Annotated in this window: 23 protein-coding genes; 5 read left to right on the forward strand and 18 right to left on the reverse strand. The window is 50.0% G+C overall.

The window, feature by feature from the left end; all coding sequences use genetic code 11:
* Positions 1–42: 42 nt before the first annotated feature.
* From pyrG to rlmD, 4 genes are all read right to left on the reverse strand, one after another.
* On the reverse strand, positions 43–1680 hold the full coding sequence (gene pyrG / locus EWA64_RS06195) for a CTP synthase (protein ID WP_061893225.1): 1638 nt from the start codon (positions 1678–1680) through the stop codon (positions 43–45).
* 202 nt (positions 1681–1882) lie between these two features.
* On the reverse strand, positions 1883–2680 hold the full coding sequence (gene mazG / locus EWA64_RS06200) for a nucleoside triphosphate pyrophosphohydrolase (protein ID WP_061893227.1): 798 nt from the start codon (positions 2678–2680) through the stop codon (positions 1883–1885).
* Between the two features lie 95 nt (positions 2681–2775).
* Positions 2776–4995, reverse strand: a complete 2220-nt coding sequence (gene relA, locus EWA64_RS06205; protein ID WP_061893224.1) for a GTP diphosphokinase — start codon at positions 4993–4995, stop codon at positions 2776–2778.
* A 92-nt stretch (positions 4996–5087) separates the two neighbouring features.
* Positions 5088–6404 carry a 23S rRNA (uracil(1939)-C(5))-methyltransferase RlmD gene (gene rlmD / locus EWA64_RS06210; RefSeq protein WP_061893223.1) on the reverse strand — a complete coding sequence of 439 codons (1317 nt, stop codon included), beginning with the start codon at positions 6402–6404 and terminating at the stop codon, positions 5088–5090.
* A 175-nt stretch (positions 6405–6579) separates the two neighbouring features.
* On the opposite strand from rlmD, the gene barA reads away from it, so the two are divergent.
* Positions 6580–9372, forward strand: a complete 2793-nt coding sequence (barA, locus tag EWA64_RS06215) for a two-component sensor histidine kinase BarA (RefSeq protein WP_061893222.1) — start codon at positions 6580–6582, stop codon at positions 9370–9372.
* Positions 9373–9441: 69 nt separating this feature from the next.
* Here barA and acpS read toward each other — a convergent pair whose 3' ends face one another.
* The 11 genes from acpS to rpoE all read right to left on the reverse strand — a co-directional run bounded on the left by acpS (position 9442) and on the right by rpoE (position 18605).
* Complete coding sequence (gene acpS, locus EWA64_RS06220; protein ID WP_039430485.1) at positions 9442–9822, reverse strand: holo-ACP synthase; 381 nt, start codon at positions 9820–9822, stop codon at positions 9442–9444.
* Position 9823: 1 nt separating this feature from the next.
* Positions 9824–10555: a pyridoxine 5'-phosphate synthase gene (gene pdxJ / locus EWA64_RS06225; RefSeq protein ID WP_061893221.1), complete on the reverse strand. Its 732-nt coding sequence runs from the start codon at positions 10553–10555 to the stop codon at positions 9824–9826.
* A complete protein-coding gene (recO, locus tag EWA64_RS06230; RefSeq protein ID WP_061893220.1) occupies positions 10552–11283 on the reverse strand; it encodes a DNA repair protein RecO in 732 nt (243 codons plus the stop codon). The genes pdxJ and recO overlap by 4 nt, the downstream gene beginning before the upstream one ends.
* Before the next feature lie 84 nt (positions 11284–11367).
* Positions 11368–12336 carry a GTPase Era gene (gene era / locus EWA64_RS06235; RefSeq protein WP_061893219.1) on the reverse strand — a complete coding sequence of 323 codons (969 nt, stop codon included), beginning with the start codon at positions 12334–12336 and terminating at the stop codon, positions 11368–11370.
* Complete coding sequence (rnc, locus tag EWA64_RS06240) at positions 12329–13006, reverse strand: ribonuclease III (protein ID WP_061893218.1); 678 nt, start codon at positions 13004–13006, stop codon at positions 12329–12331. The genes era and rnc overlap by 8 nt, the downstream gene beginning before the upstream one ends.
* 22 nt (positions 13007–13028) lie before the next feature.
* Positions 13029–13928, reverse strand: a complete 900-nt coding sequence (gene lepB / locus EWA64_RS06245) for a signal peptidase I (RefSeq protein WP_061893217.1) — start codon at positions 13926–13928, stop codon at positions 13029–13031.
* A 107-nt stretch (positions 13929–14035) separates the two neighbouring features.
* Positions 14036–15829 carry a translation elongation factor 4 gene (gene lepA / locus EWA64_RS06250; RefSeq protein WP_061893216.1) on the reverse strand — a complete coding sequence of 598 codons (1794 nt, stop codon included), beginning with the start codon at positions 15827–15829 and terminating at the stop codon, positions 14036–14038.
* 113 nt (positions 15830–15942) lie between these two features.
* A complete protein-coding gene (locus tag EWA64_RS06255) occupies positions 15943–16413 on the reverse strand; it encodes a SoxR reducing system RseC family protein (RefSeq protein WP_061893215.1) in 471 nt (156 codons plus the stop codon).
* On the reverse strand, positions 16410–17381 hold the full coding sequence (rseB, locus tag EWA64_RS06260; RefSeq protein ID WP_061893214.1) for a sigma-E factor regulatory protein RseB: 972 nt from the start codon (positions 17379–17381) through the stop codon (positions 16410–16412). The genes EWA64_RS06255 and rseB overlap by 4 nt, the downstream gene beginning before the upstream one ends.
* Positions 17378–17998 (reverse strand): sigma-E factor negative regulatory protein, encoded by a 621-nt coding sequence (locus tag EWA64_RS06265; protein ID WP_039430494.1) that lies wholly within the window; start codon positions 17996–17998, stop codon positions 17378–17380. Before EWA64_RS06265 ends, rseB begins: the two co-directional genes overlap by 4 nt.
* 28 nt (positions 17999–18026) lie before the next feature.
* Positions 18027–18605 carry an RNA polymerase sigma factor RpoE gene (rpoE, locus tag EWA64_RS06270; RefSeq protein ID WP_039430495.1) on the reverse strand — a complete coding sequence of 193 codons (579 nt, stop codon included), beginning with the start codon at positions 18603–18605 and terminating at the stop codon, positions 18027–18029.
* Between the two features lie 353 nt (positions 18606–18958).
* Between rpoE and nadB the strand changes: the two genes are divergently transcribed.
* Positions 18959–20566, forward strand: coding sequence for an L-aspartate oxidase (gene nadB, locus EWA64_RS06275; protein WP_061893213.1), 1608 nt, complete (start codon positions 18959–18961; stop codon positions 20564–20566).
* Positions 20567–20596: 30 nt separating this feature from the next.
* On the opposite strand, the gene EWA64_RS06280 is transcribed toward nadB, so the two are convergent.
* Together EWA64_RS06280 and EWA64_RS06285 are read right to left on the reverse strand one after the other, a co-directional pair.
* Positions 20597–21091, reverse strand: coding sequence for a protein YgfX (locus EWA64_RS06280; protein WP_369435818.1), 495 nt, complete (start codon positions 21089–21091; stop codon positions 20597–20599).
* Positions 20982–21242, reverse strand: a complete 261-nt coding sequence (locus EWA64_RS06285) for an FAD assembly factor SdhE (RefSeq protein ID WP_039430498.1) — start codon at positions 21240–21242, stop codon at positions 20982–20984. The genes EWA64_RS06280 and EWA64_RS06285 overlap by 110 nt, the downstream gene beginning before the upstream one ends.
* A 228-nt stretch (positions 21243–21470) precedes the next feature.
* Between EWA64_RS06285 and ygfZ the strand changes: the two genes are divergently transcribed.
* The 3 genes from ygfZ to EWA64_RS06300 all read left to right on the forward strand — a co-directional run bounded on the left by ygfZ (position 21471) and on the right by EWA64_RS06300 (position 23704).
* A complete protein-coding gene (gene ygfZ, locus EWA64_RS06290) occupies positions 21471–22445 on the forward strand; it encodes a tRNA-modifying protein YgfZ (RefSeq protein ID WP_061893211.1) in 975 nt (324 codons plus the stop codon).
* Positions 22438–22926 carry an aminoacyl-tRNA deacylase gene (locus EWA64_RS06295; protein ID WP_061893210.1) on the forward strand — a complete coding sequence of 163 codons (489 nt, stop codon included), beginning with the start codon at positions 22438–22440 and terminating at the stop codon, positions 22924–22926. The genes ygfZ and EWA64_RS06295 overlap by 8 nt, the downstream gene beginning before the upstream one ends.
* A 571-nt stretch (positions 22927–23497) precedes the next feature.
* A complete protein-coding gene (locus EWA64_RS06300; RefSeq protein ID WP_039430501.1) occupies positions 23498–23704 on the forward strand; it encodes a DUF1107 domain-containing protein in 207 nt (68 codons plus the stop codon).
* A gap of 71 nt (positions 23705–23775) precedes the next feature.
* Here the strand turns inward: EWA64_RS06300 and EWA64_RS06305 are convergent, their stop codons facing one another.
* Complete coding sequence (locus tag EWA64_RS06305) at positions 23776–24999, reverse strand: FAD-dependent 2-octaprenylphenol hydroxylase (protein ID WP_061893209.1); 1224 nt, start codon at positions 24997–24999, stop codon at positions 23776–23778.
* Positions 25000–25003: the final 4 nt, after the last annotated feature.

The following is a 25003-nucleotide window of genomic DNA, read 5'->3' on the forward strand; positions in this document are numbered from 1 at the left end:
TTAAAGGGCCGCCGCACAACCTTCGCGACCGCCCGTATCCTTTTACTTCAGTTCGCCGCGCGCATTTTCACCCGCTGCTTTGATAAAGCCAGAAAACAGTGGATGCCCGTCACGTGGCGTTGAGGTGAACTCTGGGTGGAACTGAGCCGCAACAAACCATGGGTGGTTCGGGTTCTCGATCATTTCAACCAGTTTCTTGTCCGCTGACAGGCCAGAGACTTTTAGACCCGCTTTTTCAATTTGTGGACGAAGATTGTTGTTCACTTCATAACGGTGGCGGTGACGCTCATGGATCGTATCGCTACCGTACAATTCACGCGCTTTGGTGCCTTTCGCCAAGTGACATAACTGCGAACCTAGACGCATGGTACCACCAAGATTTGATGATTCAGTACGCTCTTCGACGTTACCTTCACTATCAACCCATTCAGTAATCAAACCGACCACAGGGTACTTGGTGTCTTTATTAAATTCGGTTGAGTGTGCTCCTTCCATACCCGCAACGTTGCGCGCGTATTCAATCAGAGCAACTTGCATACCTAAGCAAATACCTAGGTAAGGAACTTTGTTCTCACGAGCGTATTTCGCCGCCAGAATCTTGCCTTCGATGCCACGGTCACCGAAGCCACCGGGAACAAGAATGGCGTCCAGTCCCTGTAGAACCTCAAAACCTTTGGTCTCTACGTCCTGTGAGTCTACATATTTAATGTTAACGCTCAAGCGATTTTTCAGGCCTGCATGTTTAAGCGCTTCGTTTACCGATTTATACGCATCTGGCAGTTCGATGTATTTGCCAACCATGCCGATGGTGACTTCACCTGTTGGGTTGGCTTCTTCATAGATAACCTGTTCCCATTCAGAAAGGTCCGCGTCTGGCGCTTTGATACCAAAACGAGCACAGACCAGATCATCCAAACCTTGTGATTTGATCAACTGAGGAATTTTGTAGATAGAGTCTACGTCCTTCATTGAAATCACCGCTTTCTCAGGAACATTACAGAACAGTGCGATCTTCTTACGTTCGTTCGCTGGGATCATACGGTCAGAGCGGCAAACGAGAATGTCTGGCTGAATACCGATAGACAGCAGTTCTTTCACTGAGTGTTGAGTTGGTTTGGTTTTCACTTCACCTGCTGCCGCTAGATAAGGTACCAGCGTCAAGTGCATGAACATGGCACGCTCACGGCCAATTTCAACCGCTAGCTGACGGATGGCTTCCATAAATGGCAGCGACTCGATATCACCCACAGTACCACCGATCTCAACGATAGCCACATCGTGACCTTCTGCGCCAGCAATAACACGGTCTTTAATCGAGTTGGTGATATGAGGAATAACCTGAATGGTGGCACCTAGGTAGTCACCACGACGCTCTTTCGCCAGAACGTCTGAGTAAACACGACCTGCAGTAAAGTTGTTGCGCTTAGTCATCTTAGTGCGGATGAAACGCTCGTAGTGACCAAGGTCTAGGTCGGTTTCAGCGCCATCTTCCGTAACGAATACTTCACCGTGTTGAGTGGGGCTCATGGTGCCTGGGTCAACGTTGATGTATGGATCAAGCTTCATGATGGTCACTTTAAGACCACGTGCTTCTAAGATCGCTGCTAGGGATGCTGCTGCAATACCTTTACCTAGAGAGGATACAACCCCGCCAGTAACAAAAATGTAATTTGTCGTCATGTTTAACCTGAAATTGGTTGAATGAGGGAAATGGATTTCTTCTGGACGGGACGAAAATATACCAGAAGACCCTAACCGCCACAACGTGAAATCTATCACACGCCAATTTTTTATTTTTTGCTTCAAATCAAAGTGAACTAACAGCAATCAAGCCTGTGGGAAATTAGTTGAGCCCTTTTTTTGCCACTTTATCTGCCGATTTTTAGCCCTTCTCTTGGGCTTTTACCTGATCCCAAAACCCGTCCAATTCTTGCAAACTGCACGCGCTCAGTGTTTTGCCACACGCAGCAACTCGCTGCTCGACAGCGCGAAATCGACGAGCAAACTTGAGGTTGGCTTTGGCCAGCGCCACTTCAGGGTTAACCGAAAGATGCCGGGCCAAATTGACCGTCGCAAACAGTAAGTCACCCAACTCCAACTCCACTTTGTCCGCTTGCACATCCACTTGCAGCGCCTCTTCCATCACTTCATCCACTTCCTCGCGCACCTTGTCTACCACTGGGCCAAGTGAATCCCAATCAAAACCGTAGCGCGCACACTTTTTTTGAATCTTTGTGGCACGTAATAATGCCGGAAGCGAAGCTGGTATTGAGTCTAGAATACTTTCTTCACTTTTGCCTGCTAAGGCTTTCTCTTTTATTTTTTCGGCTTCCCAGTTGGCATTGAGCTCCGCTTCATCCGTAAATACCTGCTCGGCGAACACGTGCGGGTGGCGACGCGTGAGTTTCTCATTGACCGTTTCCACCACCTGCGAGAAATCAAACAGGCCCTGCTCTTTCGCCATCTGGCTGTAAAAAATCACCTGAAACAGTAAATCACCAAGCTCCTCTTTGAGATTGGGCCAATCTTGCTTGTGAATCGCATCCACCACTTCATAGGTTTCTTCGATAGTGTGAGGCACCACGCTGTCAAAAGTTTGCTTACGATCCCACGGGCAGCCATTTTCAGGATCGCGTAGCTTGGCCATGATCTGTTCTAGCTGTTCAATTGGATGAGTCATTTTGCTTCCTTTGTAGACAATTCGTTTGTAAAAAATGCGTTTGTAAAAAAGGCGAGTAGTCTGCACCACTCGCCTCTCATTTAAACGATTTGCGATCAGCAGAGTCGTTTGACTGACATCACATCACGCACTTGCTCGACCCGCTTCATGATGCGGTTGAGCACTTCGATGTTAGACACCTCAAGCTCAAAGTCCATCACATTCAGATGAGTGCGATAGTCCATGCGACTCTTCATGCTGATCACTTTAATTTTCTCGTTCGCCAGCATGGTGGTGATGTCTTTCAGCAGGCCACTACGCTCCATCGCTTCCACACGCACCGTCAGCATGTAAGAGCCGACCACACCACGTCCCCAAACAGTATCGATGATCCGCTCTGGTGCGTGATGGCGCAATTCGTCCAACTGTTCACAATCGCTGCGGTGCACCGAGATACCACGACCTTGGGTGATGTAACCGCAGATCTCATCGCCCGGGATCGGTTGGCAACAGCGTGCGAGGTGGGTCATCAGGTTATCCACACCCTCAACCACCACAGCATCTTTGCGCGGGCGACTTGGCGATGTGCCTTTGCTTTCCGCTTCCTGCAGTTTTTCTAGCGCTTGTTTGTCTTCTTCTTCCGCGGTCGGTTTATTTACCAAGGCATTGATATGGTTGACGATCTGGTTGATACGCAAATCACCACTGCCGACCCCGACATACAGCTCGTCCGACGTATTCATGTTGAAACGCTTGAGCGCGTATTGCTCCGCGTCTTTCAGCGTGGCGCCAATCTTCGCTAACTCGTGCTCCAAGATCTCGCGTCCTGCTTCGAGGTTTTTCTCGCGGCTTTGCTTGCGGAACCACGCGTTGATCTTGGCGCGTGCACGCCCCGAGGTAACAAACCCCAGCGATGGGTTGAGCCAATCACGCGAAGGATTCGGCTCCTTCTGGGTGATGATTTCGACCTGATCGCCCATGTGCAGTTTGTGAGTGAACGGTACGATGCGCCCTGCGACCTTGGCACCAATACAGCGATGGCCAACTTCGGAGTGAATATGATAGGCGAAATCGAGCGGCGTCGCTCCCATCGGTAAATCGACCACATCACCACGCGGAGTAAAGGCGTAAACACGATCATCAAACACTTGGCTACGCAGTTCGTCGAGCATCTCACCCGAATCGGACATCTCTTCCTGCCAATCCAGCAGTTTACGTAGCCAGGTGATTTTCTCGTCATAGCCGCTGCGGGCGCTGCTACCTTCTTTGTATTTCCAGTGCGCCGCAACCCCAAGTTCAGACTCTTCATGCATCTGCTTGGTACGGATCTGGATTTCGATGGTTTTCCCTTCTGGACCCAAAATCACCGTGTGGATCGACTGATAGCCGTTGGGTTTAGGGTTGGCGACGTAATCGTCAAACTCGCTCGGCAAATGTTTGTACTTGGTGTGCACCACACCGAGCGCGGCATAACAATCTTGCAGTTTGTCGGCGATAATGCGCACTGCGCGCACATCAAACAGCTCATCAAAGGCGAGCCCCTTCTTCTGCATTTTGCGCCAGATGCTGTAAATGTGTTTTGGTCGCCCGCTGACTTCGGCTTTGATGCCGCACGTTTTCATCTCTAAAGAGAGATCTTCGACGAAATCCTTGATGTACTGCTCGCGAACGATGCGTCGCTCCGCCAGTTGCTTGGCGATCTGTTTGTAGGTGTCTGGCTGCTGGTAGCGGAAAGCGTAATCTTCGATTTCCCACTTGAGCTGACCGATCCCCAAACGGTTCGCCAGCGGCGCATAGATATTGGCACACTCTTTTGCCGCCGCGCGGCGCACGTCGTCCGGCGCTTGTTTGACTTCAATCAGGTTGCAAATCCGCTCTGCGAGTTTAATCACTACGCAGCGAAAATCATCCACCATGGCCAACAGCATACGGCGGACGTTGTCTACCTGAGCGGAACCCGCACTGCCTTCCAACGTGATGTTCAACTGACCAATAGCGGCCATTTCATCCACGCCATCAATCAGCTTAATGATCTCTTTGCTGTACTCTTCTTCCAGCGCTTCACGGGCAAAAGCACCACTTGAAACCAAAGGAAACAGCTGTGCGGCCACCAGCGTCGCTTTATCCATCGATAAAGTGACCAAGATCTCGATCATCTCCCGTCCACGCCACAACAGCAGCTCGGCCTGTTCATGGCCAGCCAAGATGGTCTGGCAGTGACGATACACTTCAATCAAGCGAGTGGAGATGCTGTTATCCTGTTTCAAGCTGGCAACCCAGCTTTCCAATTCAAACTGCTCTTTGGGGTTCAAATGTGCGCTTCTTACCGCAACCATCTTGTCATCCTAATTATTCTTTGTTCGTTTCGACTAACTGCATCCGGGTTAGTTCGCTTTGCTTCGCCTGAGTGATGACATTTTGCACTGAGTTACTTCTCAAACAGTGCCATCGACTCAAGGTGACTGGTATGTGGAAACATATCCAGCATCGCCAATTTGGTTAAGGTATATCCCTGCGTAAGCAGGCTCTGACTGTCCCTTGCAAGGGTAGCAGGATTACACGAAACATAAACCACTCTTTTCGCACCCAATACGGATACCTGATCGATGATGCCGCTTGCACCAGCCCGAGCGGGATCGAGTAGAATTTTGTCAAACTGCTCGCTTGCCCAAGGTTGGCCGATAAAATCCGCCTCAAGATTAGCGTGAAAAAATTGCGCGTTATTGATCTGGTTCAACGCCGCGTTCTCGGCGGCATTGTTGACCATTTGCGCGACCCCTTCCACTCCGATGACTTGCTTGGCTTTGCTCGCCAAAGGCAAGCTGAAATTACCAAGGCCGCAGAAGAGATCCAGCACGCGCTCATCGGCTTGTGGCTCAAGCCACTCCAATGCTTGCGCGACCATTTTCTGGTTGATATGCGGGTTGACCTGAATAAAGTTGTTCGGCGCAAAAGGGACCTTGACTGTGCATTCCTGATAGTAAGGCTGCTCGCCAACAATGCGCTCAAGCTGGTCACTTTCCGGCATGAGATAAAGTGTTAGCGCATGTTTCGTCGCAAACTGCACCAGCGCGGTTTCATCTTGCGCCGCCAACTTCGCCGTGTGACGCAGTGCCACCACCACGCCATTATCGGCTGCAACCAGTTCAACATGGCCCAAAGTTTCCGGTTTATCAAAGCCACTCAGTAGCGCTTTCAGTTCAGGCAAAATCTGGTTGAGCGGCGCGGCCAATACCGGGCAAGCAGTGATGTTCTCAATCTGCTTACTCTGTTTGCGGCGAAAGCCAAATTGCAGTTGGCGCGTTTTCTTATCCAGCATCAGGCTAAAGCGAGCGCGGCGGCGATAGCCTTGGTCAGGCCCAGTCACGACGGGAGCGAGTTCGATTTCACGTCCGGCGAATTTTTTCATCAATTGCAGCAACGCCGCCTGTTTGTATTCCAACTGCGCCGGATAGTTGAGATGCTGCATGTCGCAGCCACCGCATTGACCGTAGTGCGGACAAAAAGGCTCGATACGCTGCTCACTGGCTTGCAGCACTTTAATCAGCTTGCCACGGGCGAATTTACTCTTCTCTTCCACCAGTTGCGTCACCACGGTTTCCCCCGGCAGCGTTCCTTCAATAAACAGCGGTTTTTGCTTGAGATAGGCGATGCCCGCGCCTTGGTTGTCCAGCCTTTCAATCTGTACTTGCAGATGTTTGAAATCCGGTTGCGTTTTCTTTTTCGGTTGGAAAAAACGTGCCATGCTCTAATGCCTGAAATAAATTGCTCAAATTTGTCCTCACAGCGTCACTATTCTTTAGCGCCGCCGTTGTACCCACAGGATGATCTGATTATGCTTGTGCGATGATTCGATTGGGTCACTTCGCTTTTTGTGACGCCTATTTTCCCATATCCCGACCTTGATGTAATTAGATAACATGACCAGATATGGCTTACGTGCCCGCGTAATTACTCTTACTCTCGCTCCGACCTTAATCATAGGTCTATTGCTCAGCAGTTTTTTCTCTTTTAATCGATATCGGGATCTGGAACGTCAGGTGATCACCACCGGTAACAGCATCATTGAGCCCCTGGCGATTGCCAGCGAGCCTCATCTTTTGAGCGAAAGCCGTGAAGCGGTGCGCCGCTTGATCAGTTACGCCCATCGCAAAAACTCTGAGCTGGTGCGCAGTATCGCCGTATTTGATAGCCATCATGAGCTGTTTGTTACTTCCAACTTTCACCCCAATTTCGAATCACTGACGTTTCCCAAAGACAAGCCGATTCCGCTGCTGGGCGATTCTGAGCTGCACGACACCACCATGATTCTACGAGTTCCGATCCTTTCCGAGGGGCACTATCTCAGCAACTTGGTCGAACCCGAGCAAGCCACGCGCGCGGTCGGCTACATCGCGGTCGAGATGGATCTCTCGTCACTGCGCTTGCAGCAATACCAAGAAGTCTTCTCCGCTTTTTTAGTGTTAATACTTGGCCTTGGTCTGGCTAGCGTGTTCGCCTCGCGCCTGATGCAAGATGTTACCCAACCGATTACCCATATGAAAAACGTGGTGGACCGCATCCGCCGCGGCCAGTTGGACATTCGCATCGAAGGCAAAATGCATGGTGAGCTGGATTCACTGAAAAACGGCATTAACGCCATGGCCGTCTCGCTCTCGGAATACCATGTTGAGATGCAGCACAGCATCGACCAAGCAACCTCCGATTTGCGCGAAACGCTTGAACAGCTCGAAATTCAGAACGTCGAACTGGATATTGCCAAAAAACGCGCCCAAGAAGCGGCGCGGGTAAAATCGGAATTTTTGGCTAACATGTCTCACGAGCTGCGCACTCCACTCAATGGTGTGATCGGCTTTACTCGTCAGATGCTCAAAACTCAGTTGACCAACAGCCAGACCGATTATCTGCAAACCATTGAAAAATCGGCCAACAACCTACTCAACATCATCAACGACATTCTCGATTTCTCTAAACTGGAAGCGGGTAAGTTGGCGCTGGAAAACATTCCGTTCGATTTCCGAGAGAGCTTGGAAGAGGTGATCAGCTTGCAAGCCACCAGCGCCCACGAAAAAGGGTTGGAGATCACCTTAAAAGTGGATCCGAAAATTCCTCCCGGTCTGGTGGGTGACCCGCTGCGTATTCAGCAAGTACTGACCAACTTAGTCGGTAACTCGATTAAGTTCACCGAAAAAGGCAACATTGATGTCAGCGTCGAAATGCGCGCCCAAGCAGGCGATGCGGTCGATCTGCAATTTATGGTGCGAGACACTGGCATCGGCATCTCAGAGCGCCAACAAGCGCAGCTCTTCCAAGCCTTTAGCCAAGCAGACGCGAGTATTTCACGTCGCTACGGCGGTACTGGGTTAGGTCTGGTTATTACACAAAAACTGGTCAGCCAAATGGGCGGGGAAATCAGCCTCACCAGCCGCCTGCACCAAGGCTCAACCTTCTGGTTCACTCTGCGTTTGCACTCAACGCAAATGCCAATGAGTGACCTGCTCGAATCCGAGTATCTGCAAGGCAAAGAGCTATTGTTGGTGGAGCCCAACATGCAAGCGGCGGCAGTCACGCAGCAACTATTGGCGCAAGAAGGCATTCACGTGGTCTACCGCTCGACCTTGCCAGATGAGAGCAAAACCTACGATTTCGTTCTGCTCAACTTGGCCGCCAATCAAAGCTACGACTTGCACACCATCGAAAACTGGCTCAGCCGTGCGCTGCAACTGTCCGCCAACACGGTGCTCGGCATTCCTAGTACCGAACTGGCGCTGGCCGATCAACTGCTGGGACATTTTGATGTGCAGTGTTTGACCAAACCACTGAGCCGCCGAAAGCTGTTGCAAAGCTTAATCGCCACACAAACCGCTCAACCAGAACTTGAGCAAAGTCAGCCGACACTGCAAGAGGATAAAGCCGCACTCACCGTACTCGCCGTGGACGATAACCCAGCCAACCTCAAACTGATCACCGCCCTTTTAGCCGAGCGTGTGACACACGTCGTGGCGTGCAGTTCCGGGCAAGAAGCGGTCGAGTTAGCGAGCAAAACGCCATTTGATCTGATCTTTATGGATATCCAGATGCCACAAATGGATGGAGTCACGGCGTGTAAGCAGATCAAGGAAAGAGAGCTTAATCACCAAACTCCGGTGATTGCCGTCACCGCGCATGCCATGAGTGGAGAGCGAGATCGCCTGCTCAAGGCGGGGATGGATGACTATCTGACCAAACCAATCGAAGAGCACATCTTGCAGCAGGTTCTTGTGCATTGGAATCCCAACACTTGCGATCAACAACTCAACAAAATCGGCCCTTGCTACGCCGAAGTCGCCCAAGAGCCAACGACAACGTCGCAAACAGAGCACAAAGCGGACGTGATTATTGATTGGCAGGCGGCGTTGAAACAGTCCGCCAACAAAGAAGACCTCGCTAAAGACATGCTTAGAATGCTGACCGAGTTTATTCCCGATGTTGAACAGATAGTCGAACAGGCACTGGACGACAGCCAGTATCCGCGAGATGAGTTAATTCATGTCATTCACAAACTGCATGGCAGCAGCTCTTACTGCGGTGTACCACGCCTGAAATCACTGTGCGCTACGCTAGAGCACGCATTGCGCTCGGGGGTTGAGTTGGCCGAACTTGAGCCTGAGCTGTTCGAACTGCAAGATGAGATGGTCAAAGTTACCGCCACTGCACAGTTTTATCTCAACTAGAGAGACACTCGTCTTTGAAAGGGATGAGAAAAGAGGAGCGGAAGGAAAAATTCCGCTCACGATAAACCACTACGATTCGAAGATCACGGTCGCCACTGCATAGTGGCGCTCATCGGAAATCGACAAATGGCTATGGACAACCTGTCTCTGCTCAGCAAGCTGCAACGCTTTACCGGAAAGATGCAAACAAGGCTTGCCATGCTCATCATTACTGACGGTGAAATCATGAAAGGTCACGCCATGAGCAATGCCCGTGCCTAAGGCTTTGGATGCCGCCTCTTTCGCCGCAAAGCGTTTGGCAAGAAAGCGCCCTTGCTGCTTCGTCGAGTGGAACACCGCCAGTTCAGATTGGCTCAGAATGCGCTCGGCAAAGGCTTCACCACTGCGAGCGAGTGCTTTTTCCACCCGCTCGATTTCAGCAATGTCAGTGCCAAGCCCTACAATTGCCATCTTACTTACGAGCCGCAACCATGATCGCTTTCATATCTGCGACCGCTTTTTCTAGCCCGTCAAACACCGCACGACCAATGATGGCATGGCCGATGTTCAACTCGTAGATCTCCGGTAACGCAGCGATCGGTGCCACATTGTGATAAGTGAGGCCGTGACCGGCGTTCACTGTAATGCCCAGATCGGCTGCATAGCTGGCGCCAGCGGCGATTTTCTTCAGTTCGTTGAGCCGATCCGCTTCGGTTTCTGCGTCGGCATAGTGACCAGTGTGCAACTCAATAAACGGCGCGCCACAAGCTTTCGCCGCATCAATTTGCTCACGGTCGGCATCGATAAACAGTGACACTTTGATGCCCGCGTCAGTCAGTTTTTGCGTCGCCGCTTTGACCTTCTCCAGATGACCAGCCACATCCAAACCGCCTTCGGTTGTCAGCTCTTCACGCTTTTCAGGCACCAAACAGACGTATTCCGGTTTAGTTTGCAGGGCAATTTCAACCATCTCGTCGGTGACGGCCATTTCCAGATTCATTCGCGTCTGGATGGTTTCGCTCAAAAGGCGCACGTCGCGATCGTTAATATGGCGACGATCTTCACGTAGGTGAACGGTGATACCGTCGGCACCTGCGCGCTCGGCAATTTCTGCGGCGTGGACAGGATCAGGGTACTTAGTCCCACGGGCATTACGCAATGTCGCGACGTGATCGATGTTAACACCCAGATAAATTGAGCTCATTTTTCAATACTCCTTGCTCGGGGAATTCGTGTCTGTATGAACAATTCCCGACTTTTTAAAGGTTTGCCGCCAAGATACGGCTTTAAGGCTATACGTGTAAAGCGTTTTGCCGCTTTAAGTTGTTCTCGGGTAACAAAGCGCCGCTCGCTAATCGCAATCAGTTCATTGCCGTAAAAAGTCAGATTATCCATACGTACTGAGGCAATAAACCCTTTTTGCTCACGATAACGGTAAGTCATGTCGGGGGCGACCGCTTCACCGCTGCCTGCGCAGTGCAAAAAATCCACGCCGTAACCCATCGCTGACAGCAGCGCCAGTTCAAAACGGCGCAAAGCGGGTTCTGGGTTGTCGTTTTGCGCCAACTCAGTTAACGCAAATAGATAATCATGAAACAACCCCGGCATCGCCACTTCCGCCGCCAAAACACGTCCAATCAGCTCGTTAACGTACATGGCCGAATACAGGGAGATCCCCGAGAGTGGCAAGCCAAGGCTGATCGGCTCGGCTTGGCGCAGAGTTTTCATTGACCCTTTGCCTGACCATTTGAGCAATAGCGGGGTAAAAGGCTGCAGCGCCCCTTTTAAATTGGAACGCTTGCTACGCGCGCCTTTCGACAAAATAGTCAGCCGACCATACTCCTCGCTAAAAACGTCGAGGATCAGGCTCGATTCGCTGTAAGGGCGACGATGCAAAATAAAGCAGCGTTGTAAGCCGTCACTTGGGTTCATTTTGCGACTGTTTCATCCATAAAAATAAGGAGCCAGTTGGCTCCCTACGGTCATGATTGCGGAGCGACACGTTCGCCTGCCCAATCACAGATCATCAATGTATCCGAGCGAGCGCAAGGCGCGTTCATCGTCTGCCCAGCCAGATTTCACTTTCACCCACGTTTCTAGGTAGACTTTGCGGCCAAACAGCTCTTCCATATCCAGACGCGCTTCGCGGCCGATGGTTTTGATCTTCTCGCCACCTTTCCCGATCACCATTTTCTTCTGACCACTGCGCTCAACCAAGATCAGCGCATTGATATGAAAACCGTCGGTTTCCGGGTTGTAGTCAAAGCGTTCAATTTCCACCGTAACCGAGTATGGCAGCTCTTCGCCTGTAAAACGCATCAGCTTTTCACGCACAATTTCAGACGCCATAAAACGCTGTGAGCGATCGGTAACATACTCTTCAGGAAAGTGGTGTACCGCTTTAGGGAGATGCTCACGCACGTGCTTGCGCAGCACGTCAATGTTCTTACCTTGTTTGGCGGAAATGGGCACCACATCAACGAAGTCCATCTTCTTCGACATCTCCATCATGTGCAGCATCACTTCATTGCGATCTTGCACGTTGTCCACTTTGTTCACGCACAGCACGACAGGGAAGTTGGCTTTTTGTAACTTGGTCAACACCATCTCATCATCAGCCGTCCAGTTGGTACCGTCGACCAAGAAAAACACCAGATTAACATCGCTCAGTGACGAGTTAGCGGCGCGGTTCATCAAACGGTTGATGGCACGCTTCTCTTCAATGTGCAGCCCCGGCGTGTCAACGTAGATGGCTTGGTAATCACCTTGCGTATCGACACCCATAATACGGTGACGCGTGGTTTGCGGCTTGCGTGAGGTAATGGAAATCTTCTGCCCTAAGATCTTATTGAGCAGGGTGGATTTCCCCACATTAGGACGACCAACAATGGCGATAAAACCACAGTGTTGATTCTCAGGCGAAGAAGGTTGTTGCTTCTCTTCTGATGCGAAAAACGCGTCGATATCGAATTCGTTATCAGCCATTGGTTAATTGCTCCAGAGCCGTTTCAGCAGCCGCTTGTTCTGCCTTGCGGCGGCTGGTACCTTTTCCGATCACAGGCTTGTCCATACCTGCGACATCACACTCAACCGTGAATTCTTGGTTGTGTGCTTCACCTTTAATATTAGTCACTGTGTAGACCGGCAGCGGTTTTCTTCTGCCTTGTAAAAACTCCTGCAAGCGGGTTTTTGGGTCTTTTTGAGATACGCCAGGCTTAATGGCTTCTAGGCGAGTGTTGTACCAGCTTAAGACGATGCCACGGACCACTTCCTGATCGCTATCCAGATAAATGGCGCCAATAATGGCTTCGACCGCATCAGCCAGAATCGAGTCGCGACGAAAACCGCCACTCTTCAACTCACCTGGACCTAATTTTAAGTAATCTCCCAGACCAAACTCACGGCCCAGCTCTGCCAATGTGTTTCCGCGCACTAAGGTCGCACGCATGCGGCTCATATCCCCTTCATTCACTTTGGGAAAGCGGTGATAGAGTTCATCAGCGATGACAAAACTTAAAATTGAATCGCCCAGAAACTCAAGACGTTCATTGTGTTTACCATTGGCGCTGCGGTGAGTCAGCGCCAGATTGATCAGCTCAGCATCGTTAAATTGATAGCCGAGCTTCTTACTTAGTTGATCAATAGGAGAATTCATACTCTCTCGATAGTCATTTATGTTAGTGAATGCCGCCGATGCGGTTAAAACGCACTCCGGTTGGGATCCATGATGGCAAGAAACTGTCGGCGCTGCGATCAAATTCAAAACTGATCCAGATAGCGACGGCTTTACCCACCAAGTTCGCTTCTGGCACAAAGCCCCAGAATCGGCTGTCAGCGCTATTATCACGGTTGTCGCCCATGACAAAATAGTGCCCTTGTGGAACCACCCATTCGTTTACGCCACTACGAGGACGATAAGCACTGATGCGATCGCTGCGCGTAGTATCAATCAGAATCCGGTGTTTCACTTCGCCCAAGGTTTCATCCAACTGCATGAGGGGAATGCCACCTTGCGAGAACTCGCTCTCAACCACATTGTTGCGCGCCACCAATTGGCATTCATTCTGCCCTTTCGCCTGAATACAAAGTTCTTTGTTTCTGTCGTAGCGCACCGTATCTCCCGGTAAACCGACGACACGTTTGATGTAATCAACGTTCGGTGAAGGCGGATATTTAAACACCACAATATCACCACGTTCCGGTTTGCCCGTTTCGACCAATTGAGTGCGCCATACCGGATCTTTCAAGCCGTACGCGTACTTTTCCACCAAGATGAAATCGCCGACCAGCAAGGTTGGCATCATAGAACCCGATGGGATTTGGAACGGTTCATAGATAAAAGAGCGCAGAATCAGTACAAAACCGATCACTGGAAAAATCGACACGCCATTTTCAATCCACCACGGCTGCATTTTCGCTTTTGCCAGTGTCGCGGCATCCAGACCTGCGTTGGTTTGCGCTTCAATTTCCGCCACTTTCTGTTGACGTTGTTTGCTCCAAACCAGCTTTTCTAGTACCCAAATGACGCCAGTCACTAGAGTGGCGATAACCAGGAGATGTGAAAATATCGTCGCCATTGACTTCCCTTATCTAAAAAATACGAAAGTGAAAGGGCGAGAACCCTTTCACTTGTTCAGTTTCTATCGTCGTATGACCGATGTCAGGCGGATAAAGTTCAAGGAAATTAATCTTTACCCACATGCAGAATCGCAAGGAACGCTTCTTGCGGTAGCTCAACGTTACCGATCTGCTTCATGCGTTTCTTACCTTCTTTCTGCTTCTTCAACAGTTTTTTCTTACGGCTCACGTCGCCACCGTAACATTTCGCCAATACGTTCTTACGCAGCTGTTTCACGGTTGAACGGGCGATAATGTGGTTGCCGATGGCCGCTTGAATTGCGATATCAAACATTTGGCGAGGAATGAACTCTTTCATTTTCTCAACCAACTGACGACCACGCGTCTGCGATTGATCTTTATGAGTGATGATCGCCAGCGCGTCAACTTTGTCGCCGTTGAGCAGAACGTCTACGCGCACCATGTCTGACGCTTCAAAGCGTTGGAAACCGTAATCAAGCGAGGCGTAACCACGTGAGGTTGATTTCAAGCGGTCGAAGAAATCCAGTACCACTTCAGCCATTGGAATATCGTAGGTTAGCGCCACTTGGTTACCATGGTAAACCATGTCAACCTGCGTGCCACGTTTCTCAATACACAAGGTAATGACGTTACCGAGGTAGTCCGCTGGCACAAGAATGTTACAACGCGCGATCGGCTCGCGAATCTCATCAACGTCATTAATGGCCGGCAGTTTCGCTGGGCTATCGACATAGATGGTTTCTTTGTTGGTTTTGAGTACTTCATACACTACGGTCGGCGCGGTGGTGATCAAGTCAAGATCGTATTCACGCTCAAGACGCTCCTGGATGATCTCCATATGCAGCATGCCAAGGAAGCCACAACGGAAACCAAAGCCAAGTGCCGCTGATGTTTCAGGCTCATAGAACAGAGAAGCGTCGTTGAGGCTCAGTTTGCCAAGGGCATCACGGAACGCTTCATAGTCATCAGAAGAGACAGGGAATAGACCTGCATACACCTGTGGTTTGACTTTCTTAAAGCCCGGCAGCGGTTTTTCTGCGCCATTTTTTGCCAGCGTCAAGGTATCGCCCACTGGCGCGCCAAGAATGTCTTTAATACCACAAACAACCCAGCCTACTTCGCCAGTGTTGAGCTCGGTGGTATCGATTTGTTTTGGCGTAAAAATACCAAGGCGATCCACGCCCCACACCTGACCCGTGCTCATCACTTTGATCTTGTCGTTCTTCTTCAACTGACCGTGTTTGATTCGCACCAGCGACACCACACCAAGATAGTTGTCAAACCAAGAATCGATGATCAGCGCTTGCAGCGGCGCCTCTGGGTCGCCTTCTGGAGCTGGAATGGCAGAAACAATCTTCTCCAGCACTTCGTCAACGCCCAAACCCGTCTTGGCTGAACAACGAACCGCATCAATGGCATCAATACCGACGATGTCTTCGATCTCTTCCGCCACACGCTCAGGTTCGGCTGCTGGCAGGTCAATTTTGTTCAGAATTGGCACCACTTCCAGATCCATTTCGATAGCGGTGTAACAGTTCGCAAGCGTCTGAGCTTCTACCCCTTGACCAGCATCCACCACCAGCAGAGCGCCTTCACAAGCCGCTAGCGAGCGCGATACTTCGTAAGAGAAGTCCACGTGCCCTGGAGTATCGATAAAGTTAAGCTGGTAGGTTTCACCATCTTTAGCTTGGTAGTCGAGTGTCACACTCTGCGCTTTAATGGTGATACCACGCTCACGTTCAAGTTCCATTGAGTCTAGAACTTGCTCTGCCATTTCACGGTCGCTCAATCCACCACAAACTTGGATTAAACGGTCTGATAGGGTCGATTTACCGTGGTCGATATGGGCGATAATCGAAAAGTTACGAATGTGCTTCATAGATTTGGGGTGACTAAACTCTTTAATTCTGGGACATAGAAACGCCGCTCAAAGGCGGCATTTCTGTTAAGTTGGCAGATTCTACCCAATTTCAGGGCGGGACGCATCATAATTTAGGCAATAGGCGCACCGAAGGTTCGCAGCAAAATAACCTGTTGTGCGCTTTGCTGTTCAGTAGCGCTGGCGAGTTTTTTCGCTGTCAATAAGCCCAATCCAGCCCCGATGGCCGAAGCGGCGATGACGATCCCTTCCCCCAATCCAAGCAAAGGAACCAACAATAACTGGCCAATCATGGCGCCTAATATCAACGCCATTAAAGGGACAACATAGACAATCAATGCCGAGCGCAGCACGTTTTGTTCTGAGATGCCGATTTCGACCACTTCTCCCACCTGCAAAGGCTGCTGGGTTTGCAGGTGCCACGCTAACGCTTTTTTTCCCACGGCTTTACTGACAATACCTGTGCCACAGCTCTTTTGTGAGGCGCAACTATTACAACTGGTTTGCTGCTCGCAGCTCAGTTCAACTGAAAAATGCTGTTGCTGAGCAGTCACTTGAGTGACCGTCGCCAGTGCCGTCATCATTGCGAGCTCTCCTTAACCTGCAAGGTGGAGAAGGTCACAGATTGGATAATACGCTGCGCTGTGGCGGGAGGAATATCACCCACCACGGAGATCTCGTAGTTACCACGCACTGCACTATTGAGTGTACGGCGCCCTTGGCGCACCAATTGCCCTTTGAGCGAATGAGCATCTTTTTCACTGACATACACAGAAAAGCTGAACAAACCGTCACTAAACAGTTGGCTCTCAACCATCTGTTCTGTTAACCCTAAACGGTAACGATTGAGTTCATTCGGCTCAAACCCTTCCGGCACCCAAGAGACTTTCCAATTACTTTGATCGACGGCACCTTTAGGTAAGCTCAGTACTGCAGGCAACTGGACATCTTTCAAGCCGCTCATCAGCTCAGCAATCTGTTGATTAACGGAATAGGAGATGGTTCTAAACTGCTCAAGTACTTCCCCATCACGATCCACCAAATCAGCTCGCAATGGCAACTTGCTCTGTTCATCGATCCACATAACGTAGGAATAACGCAAGCCGTCTTTAGGAACAATCCGGATCACTTGCGAAGGCGTGCCCGCTTCACGTGCTCGGCCCACTTGAACGTAATCGTAGTAACGATGCAGATGTTCAATGTCGCTGCCAAGCATGGGCATCACGGGAGCAACCATTTCTCCGGCTTCGATGGTGAAAGGCTCAATGCCCGGTTCGATATAACTGACTTCACTGCCCCGTTTGATCACTTCACGTACCGGACCACTTAAATAGACCAGATGCGCATATTGCAGATCATCTTTGTTGGCATGACGGTACAACAAAGGCTCGATGCTGTTCTTCTTGATGAGAATATAAGCTAGTTCATAGCTCAAATTTTGGCTGGCTTCGCTCATTTGATGCAACAAAGCCTCTGCTGGCTTGTCGCTAGCAAAGGCTTGAGGAGTCATCACACTGAACAGAGCACAAACGCTGAACAGGAATTTCTTCATTCAATTTCCGATTTAAGTTGCTCATCCTCAAGCATGGATGAATCACTATTTAATCTTAACTGGAGTTCGTAGTCGCGTAACATAGCATGAACCCGCTTACGCTGCTCTTGCAAAGACGCATCACTCATCGATTTTTCTACCGATTCGCGTGTCAAGCTCACAGGCTCTGCGCTGCCTGCAAAAGGAATGGTTTGCAAGACAGGTAACTGTTCCGCTTGAGGCACGCTAGAATCACCGCCGCCATATTGCTGAACACCGATGATCACCGCCAGTGAAACACACGCTGCAATCGCCACCTGACCAAATTGAGAGAGCCAAGCAGGTAGCTGCTTTTTCGCTTCTCGCGGAGTGGGCTGCGATTCACGCGGAACTTGACTCAGTTCCACAATGCGCTGCTGATGAGTACTATGTACCGGCTCGTCTTCCAATGCTAAGGCAACACTTTCAGCGATATTCCATTGTGGCTGGCTTGGTCCTTCTCCACGCATCACATCACCAATCAAATGATAATGACGCCAAGAGTCAAGGCTGTCTTGATCTTGCTCGATTTCTCGCAACAAGGCCAAATCGACTGTTTCACCATCCATGAGTGCCGAGAGCTTTTCTTTATCAGCCATTCTTAATTCACCATTGTTATTACTGGTACTAGCGTTGTAAAAGAGGTTGAATTTTCTTTTCCACCGCCTCACGAGCACGGAAGATACGCGAACGTACCGTTCCTACAGGGCAATCCATCACTTCTGCAATTTCTTCATAGCTCAAGCCATCTAGCTCGCGCAAAGTCATTGCGGTTTTCAAATCTTCGGGTAACGCATTAATCGCATCGAAAACGACTTGTTTCAGTTCGTTGGACAACGTTAAGTTCTCTGGGTTCGATATTTCTTTTAAGGCGTTACTTGTCTCATAAAATTCAGCTTCTTCAGCATCCACATCAGTGGCAGGAGGACGACGACTCTGCGCAACAATATGGTTCTTGGCAGTGTTTACCGCAATTCGATATAGCCAAGTATAAAAGGCACTTTCGCCACGAAAACTTGGAATCGCACGATAAGCTTTAATAAAAGCTTCCTGAGCAACGTCGGGGACATCACCAGGATTACTGACATATCGGGAAATAAGATTGCATACTTTATTTTGGTACTTGATCACCAAGAGGTTGAATGCTTGCTTATCGCCACTCTGAACTCGCTCAATCAATACTTGATCGGTAAGCTGCTCGTTCATTCGAGCGGATACTCCTATTCGTTATGACCCTTCTCTTCACAGATATGGGCAATAATTATGCATAATGTAGTATTGACACCACTGTTTACTTGAGCACTATTGTGACTTGCGACCAACAAGAAAGTTCCACGCTTTCTTAAATATTTTGTCAATATTGGTTCGTGATGTGATGTAATAAACACGCTTTGCCATTGATTCTGGATGGACAGAGTGAGAAATGCAATGGCGGTTTGTGCTGACTAGGGCTTTTCTTCGCCGACAGTGTTCGGTGTGTTATGCAGATTGGATGCACATGAGGTGCTGAATATACCAAAGTGAACCAGTTCACTTTAGCTCGGGATTTTGAAAATTTTATGAACGCAAACCGTGAACATGAATGTGATGTGTTAGTGGTGGGCAGTGGTGCTGCGGGTTTATCGTTAGCCTTGCGAGTCGCCAATCACTGTAAAGTTATCGTGTTGAGTAAAGGGCCACGCAGCGAAGGCGCGACGTTTTACGCACAAGGTGGTATCGCCGCTGTTTTTGACGAGTCAGATAGTATCGAGTCGCATATCCAAGATACGCTGATTGCTGGCGATGGACTGTGTGAGCGAGAGACGGTGAAGTTTATCGCCGAGAATGCCAAAGAGTGTGTGCAATGGCTGATTGATGGCGGCGTGCCTTTCGATCGAGAAGAAGATGACTCCGATGACGAGCCACGCTATCACCTCACCCGAGAAGGCGGACACAGCCACAGACGCATCCTGCACGCTGCCGACGCCACGGGCATGGCGATGCAAACGTCCTTGCAAGACAACGCGCACAATCACCCCAACATCCAAGTTTTAGAACGTCATAACGCCCTTGATTTGATCACCGAAGACAAAATTGGCGGCGACAAAAACAAGGTGATCGGCGCGTACGTATGGAACCGCAACGCTGAACACGTCGAAACGGTTCGTGCTAAGTTTGTGGTGTTGGCTACGGGCGGCGCCTCCAAAGTGTATCAGTACACTTCAAACCCAGATGTTTCCTCGGGAGACGGCATTGCGATTGCTTGGCGTGCCGGATGTCGTGTCGCCAACCTTGAGTTCAACCAGTTCCATCCAACCTGTCTCTACCATCCAGAAGCACGCAACTTCCTGCTGACAGAAGCCTTGCGCGGCGAAGGCGCTTATCTGCGTCGTCCAGACGGCTCGCGCTTTATGCCGGACTTTGATTCGCGCGAAGAGTTAGCACCGCGTGATGTCGTCGCGCGCGCGATCGACTTTGAAATGAAACGTCTGGGCGCGGATTGTATGTACCTCGACATCAGCCACAAGCCTGCCGATTTCATCACTAAGCACTTTCCGATGATCTACTCGCGCCTGATGGATTTAGGCATCGACATGACCAAAGAACCTATTCCAATTGTTCCTGCCGCTCATTACACCTGTGGTGGCGTTATGGTCGACAAAAACGGCCAAACCGACTTGGAAAATCTCTACGCGATTGGCGAAGTCAGCTACACGGGTTTGCACGGCGCGAACCGCATGGCGTCGAATTCGCTGCTCGAATGTGTGGTCTATGCCTGGGCCGCCGCCAAAGACGTGCTGAAAAAACACAAGCACGTCACGCTGGCACCCTCACTCCCCAACTGGGATGAAAGCCAAGTGACTTGCAGTGATGAGGAAGTGATCATCCAGCACAACTGGCATGAACTGCGCCTGTTTATGTGGGATTACATGGGCATCGTTCGCACCGACAAACGCCTTGAGCGCGCGCTGCGACGCATTCAGTTGCTGCAGCAAGAAACACACGAGTACTACAGTAACTTCAGAGTTTCCAATAACTTGCTTGAGCTGCGTAACTTACTACAAGTGGCGGAACTGATGGTTCGCTGCGCCATGCAACGCAAAGAAAGCCGAGGCTTGCACTATACCTTGGATTATCCTGAGCAAATGGAGCACAGTGCGCCGACCATTCTCACCCCAGAGCGTTAATTGCTACGTTCTGTCAGTCATGCAAGGGAGCTAGGTTAGCTCCCTTTTCGTTTGCAGCTGCTTGATGACGACCAGCAGTTGGCGATATTCGTCTTCTTGACAACTGTCACGCCAAATCAAAAACCGTTCACCCGAGGCGGTTTTTAAACTGATAAACCACCAATAGAACTGACTATTGACCCAAGCAAGCTGCCATTGTTGCTGGCCCAATTTTAAGCGCCCCGAAAAAGACAAAGAGAGATGACCCAACAACTGCGGATAGAGGATGTCTCGGTTTTGATAACGCTGCAGCAAAATGGTGAATAGAGGGAAAAGCGTCACCAGCGGCAAGGAAGAGTAGACTAAAGCCCACAAAGCAAGACTGAACACGCCAGCACTGAGCCAATGGGCTTTACGAGATGAAAAACAGGTAAGATTAACGTACCTTGCTGAGGTTGTGAGCGACAATTTTATCGACCATTGAGGCATGCCCCAAGTTCTCACTGCGTCCGTGGCCCATGATCCAAGTAAACAAATCCGGATCATCGCTTTCCAACAGCGACACAAAATCGCGCTGTTCGTTTTCACTTAGGCTTTCAAAGCACTCTTCAAAAAAAGGCATGATCACCACATCCAGCTCCAGCATGCCGCGACGACAAGCCCATTTGATGCGCGCTTTTTCTTCCGTAGTGTACATCGGTTATTCCTCACCTTATGTTTTTATTGAGGCGGAGTGTAACAAGGCTGTCAGCCCGCCACTAGTGTGTCTGTCACAAACTGCAATCTCACCTACTGAATAAAACCCTGTTTTTGCTGTGCTGACAAAGCGTGCAGCGCGGATTAACATAGAGACAAATGACGCTGCGATGCCAAGCGAGCATCCCTTATCGTCGCATTACCAACCGTATTGATAGGTATTTTTCTTATGCAATGGAAGAATCTGTTCTCCCGCCTCGAATTGAGCAGCAGCGAAGCGTTGCCAGAATTGGCGGTCAGCCTGCTGGACAACCTAAGCCTAGTGACCATCACTGGCAACGACAAAAAGTCATACCTGCAAGGTCAAGTGACTTGCGATGTGGTCTCGCTGCAAGCGGATCAAGTCGTTTGGGGTGGACACTGCGATGCCAAAGGCAAACTTTGGTCGACCTTTCGTCTGTTTCATTTTCAAGATGGCTACGCCATGCTGCAAGACCAATCTGCCGTTGAAATTGAACTGCAAGAGCTGAAAAAATACGCCATTTTTTCCAAAGTTGAATTTCAAATCAGCGAAAAAGTATTACTTGGGATCTGCGGCATCAAAGCAACAGATTGCATTGACTCACTTAGCGGTGAGGCACGCGGCCCACTGCGTGCGCTGGAGCACGCCACCGCCGTGCAACTGACGGACAAACAGTGGCTTTTGATCGTTGAACCAGAAGCAGTCGAAAGTCTCTTGGCCAAGTTCAATGCCCCTTTAACCACGCATTCGCTCTGGGATTTGTATGACATTTTACAGGCAGCGCCGCGCATTCCCCTATCCGCTCAAGGTGAACATATTCCACAAGCGGTCAATCTGCAGGCTGTGGGCGGGATAAGCTTTAAGAAAGGCTGTTACACCGGGCAAGAAACCGTCGCTCGTGCCAAATATCGCGGCATCAACAAACGCGCGATGTATATCGTCTCTGGCGACAGTCCGCTCGCTCTGAACGCACAGCAGCCAATTACGCTCGAACGCAGCGTAGGAGAAAACTGGCGTAAAGCGGGTGAGCTAATGCACTGCTATCAATTTAGTGACCAACAAGCGTTAGGCTTGATGGTGTTGCCAAACGACCTCGATCCAGAGACAGAACTTCGCCTCGCAGAGCAGCCTGAGACTCGCTGGCGCATCCTGCCACTGCCCTATTCCCTGGCCGATGAGTGATCCCATCGCTACCGCGCTCACGCAGTATCTCCAACAGCAGCAGGTGAGTTATCACCTGCTTCCCCACCAAAGGCCTGCGACCAGCATTGAAGACGCGGCTCAACAAAGAGGGATTCGCCCGGCACAGATGGTAAAATGCATTTTACTGCGAGATATGAGCGACCGCTATGTGTTGGCCTGTGCCCCCGGCGATCGCAGTGTTGATCCGAAAAAAGTTCGCGCACTGTTCGGTTATCGACGTATGACGTGTGTCGACAAAGCCGAAGTGGCCGCAATCACTGGCTATGAGATTGGCACGGTGACACCTTTGCTATTAAAGACCAACATGCCAATCGTGTTCGACTCAACCCTACTGAGCGAGCCATGGGTGACGATCAGCAGCGGCAATTTGATGGCAGGGCTCAAACTGGAACTGAAAAGTTTACTATCACTTTGCCAACCGCAACTGGCTGCCATCTGTCGCGAGCCGAGCGACCTCTGAGTTTGAGATGCAAACAATGTGAACGCCCTCACAATTTATTGACTGACATCACAACTAAAGAAATCTCATATGGAATTTTTAGTCATTTAAAAAACATAAATAGTCACAAGGATTAAATTAGGCTACTCTGATTTGGCTGAGTGAGTTTCGTACAAAAACCATCTCAGCCTAAGTGAATCCACTGACACTGTTCAGTAAATCCACTTTTGTGTAATGCATCTGTGACTATTCGCCCGCTGCTGCGGGCTTTTTTTCTTTTCTTTCCAGCTCAGCTTCGCGTAACAAAAAAATATCAACTATTCTTATTTCTGTAACAAAACCATTGCCTAATACGGCACGTATCAGTCAATGTGCCGTGGCTCTCGTGTCAGTTGCAGACGCTCAGATGGGCATCAATAGTGTTTTTGGGGTAAATATCACTAAATTCATTCAATTGACTTTTGAAATCGCCAATGACAGCACAATTATCTAAATGCGCAATACTTAGCTCTATATTGACCTGCACATATCACATTATCCAGATACGCCAATCGGTATAATGATGGTGCAGATTGAGAAAAAGGAGACCTATATGAGACTGTTTAAGCGCTATACGCCGGGTATGATAGCCAAGCATGTAAGTCGTCTTTTTAAGGGAAGAATTTATATCTATGGTGTGGGCAAGTTTGAGTTTGATAACGGAAAACTCATCTTGCCTGAGAAAGCGGATAAAAAACATTATCAGACTGTCAAAGAAGTGAATCAGGAAATTATGCGGCTTCGATGCGCCTATGCTTAGCATAGTGATTGAATCAAAAAGAAGGGCTGGAGAACCAGCCCTTTTGCATCTTTATGCGCAACCACTTGCATTTAATTGTGCGTCACAGACCTACGTGCCAGATCAGGCAATTCTCCTTTCAGACCTAACGCATACTGCATGATTTCACTCTTGGCTCCCGGCAGTTTTCCCGCCACCGTCATCCCCACGCCACGTAGCAGTTTTTTCAGCGGGTTTTGCCCGGCAAACAGATCGCGAAAGCCTTGCATTGCGGCGATCATTTTAGCCGCTTCGGCTTTGCGCCAGCGCTCGTAACGGCGCAAATTGCGCTGAGCACCAATGTCTTGGCCACTGCGCCACAACGCCAGCACCTCTTGCGCTAAGCTCGCTGCATCCAACAATCCAAGATTGACTCCTTGCCCAGCCAAAGGGTGAATGGTGTGCGCCGCATCGCCCACCAGCGCGACCCTTTCACGCACAAAATCGCGTGCATAGCGCATTTTAAGTGGCACAGCAAAGCGCTCGCCAACCACTTCACATAGCCCTAAACGCACATCAAATTCACTGGTCAGCGCTTTATTAAACTGCTCATCACTCAATGCCATTAAGGCTTGCGCTTTATCCGGTTCACAAGACCAAACGATCGAGCTCATGTCGCCTTGAGACATAGGTAAAAAGGCTAACGGGCCATCGGGGGTAAAGATTTGTCGCGCCACGCTTTCGTGCGCTTCCATGGTACGCACATTTGCCACAATCGCGGTATGACCGTAGTCCCAGTGAGTTAACGGAATATCTTGCTGCTGTCTCACCCAAGAGTTTGCCCCATCGGCTCCGACCACTAACTTGGCCGTCAACGCCTGGCCATTATCAAGCGAGAGCCAAACCTCGCTTTCACCCACCGCCATAGACTGGCATTGCGCCGGCATTAAAAGCGTCACGTTATCCATTTTTTCCACCTGCTCTAGCAGAGCCAGTTGGATAACACGATTTTCGACAATGTGACCAAGGTTATCCTGCGCCATGCTCGCTGCGTCAAAATTGATGTGGGCAAAACTGTCTTGCTCCCACACTTCCATCGACTGATAAGCCGCCGCACGGCGTTCAATAATGCCTTGCCAAGCACCGAGTTTACGCAACATGATTTCGCTCGAACGACTCAGCGCCGACACACGCACATCGGGCAGCTCACCAAGTTGTGTTTCTGGCACTCGGCCTTCAATGACTGCAACGCGCAGCTCGCTCTCTTTGAAGGCGGCGGCTAACGCCAGTCCGACCATGCCACCACCAATGATGGCAATATCTACACTTTGCATCATGCTT

The organism is Vibrio cidicii (assembly GCF_009665415.1).
GTDB classification, from domain to species: domain Bacteria; phylum Pseudomonadota; class Gammaproteobacteria; order Enterobacterales; family Vibrionaceae; genus Vibrio; species Vibrio cidicii.

Bases quoted from the DNA above. Each gene is read 5' to 3' on its own strand.
- pyrG (WP_061893225.1), bottom strand. From the start codon at position 1,680: ATGACGACAAATTACATTTTTGTTACTGGCGGGGTTGTATCCTCTCTA.
- mazG (WP_061893227.1), bottom strand. From the start codon at position 2,680: ATGACTCATCCAATTGAACAGCTAGAACAGATCATGGCCAAGCTACGC.
- relA (WP_061893224.1), bottom strand. From the start codon at position 4,995: ATGGTTGCGGTAAGAAGCGCACATTTGAACCCCAAAGAGCAGTTTGAA.
- rlmD (WP_061893223.1), bottom strand. From the start codon at position 6,404: ATGGCACGTTTTTTCCAACCGAAAAAGAAAACGCAACCGGATTTCAAA.
- barA (WP_061893222.1), top strand. From the start codon at position 6,580: ATGACCAGATATGGCTTACGTGCCCGCGTAATTACTCTTACTCTCGCT.
- acpS (WP_039430485.1), bottom strand. From the start codon at position 9,822: ATGGCAATTGTAGGGCTTGGCACTGACATTGCTGAAATCGAGCGGGTG.
- pdxJ (WP_061893221.1), bottom strand. From the start codon at position 10,555: ATGAGCTCAATTTATCTGGGTGTTAACATCGATCACGTCGCGACATTG.
- recO (WP_061893220.1), bottom strand. From the start codon at position 11,283: ATGAACCCAAGTGACGGCTTACAACGCTGCTTTATTTTGCATCGTCGC.
- era (WP_061893219.1), bottom strand. From the start codon at position 12,336: ATGGCTGATAACGAATTCGATATCGACGCGTTTTTCGCATCAGAAGAG.
- rnc (WP_061893218.1), bottom strand. From the start codon at position 13,006: ATGAATTCTCCTATTGATCAACTAAGTAAGAAGCTCGGCTATCAATTT.
- lepB (WP_061893217.1), bottom strand. From the start codon at position 13,928: ATGGCGACGATATTTTCACATCTCCTGGTTATCGCCACTCTAGTGACT.
- lepA (WP_061893216.1), bottom strand. From the start codon at position 15,829: ATGAAGCACATTCGTAACTTTTCGATTATCGCCCATATCGACCACGGT.
- EWA64_RS06255 (WP_061893215.1), bottom strand. From the start codon at position 16,413: ATGATGACGGCACTGGCGACGGTCACTCAAGTGACTGCTCAGCAACAG.
- rseB (WP_061893214.1), bottom strand. From the start codon at position 17,381: ATGAAGAAATTCCTGTTCAGCGTTTGTGCTCTGTTCAGTGTGATGACT.
- EWA64_RS06265 (WP_039430494.1), bottom strand. From the start codon at position 17,998: ATGGCTGATAAAGAAAAGCTCTCGGCACTCATGGATGGTGAAACAGTC.
- rpoE (WP_039430495.1), bottom strand. From the start codon at position 18,605: ATGAACGAGCAGCTTACCGATCAAGTATTGATTGAGCGAGTTCAGAGT.
- nadB (WP_061893213.1), top strand. From the start codon at position 18,959: ATGAACGCAAACCGTGAACATGAATGTGATGTGTTAGTGGTGGGCAGT.
- EWA64_RS06280 (WP_369435818.1), bottom strand. From the start codon at position 21,091: ATGATCCGGATTTGTTTACTTGGATCATGGGCCACGGACGCAGTGAGA.
- EWA64_RS06285 (WP_039430498.1), bottom strand. From the start codon at position 21,242: ATGTACACTACGGAAGAAAAAGCGCGCATCAAATGGGCTTGTCGTCGC.
- ygfZ (WP_061893211.1), top strand. From the start codon at position 21,471: ATGCAATGGAAGAATCTGTTCTCCCGCCTCGAATTGAGCAGCAGCGAA.
- EWA64_RS06295 (WP_061893210.1), top strand. From the start codon at position 22,438: ATGAGTGATCCCATCGCTACCGCGCTCACGCAGTATCTCCAACAGCAG.
- EWA64_RS06300 (WP_039430501.1), top strand. From the start codon at position 23,498: ATGAGACTGTTTAAGCGCTATACGCCGGGTATGATAGCCAAGCATGTA.
- EWA64_RS06305 (WP_061893209.1), bottom strand. From the start codon at position 24,999: ATGATGCAAAGTGTAGATATTGCCATCATTGGTGGTGGCATGGTCGGA.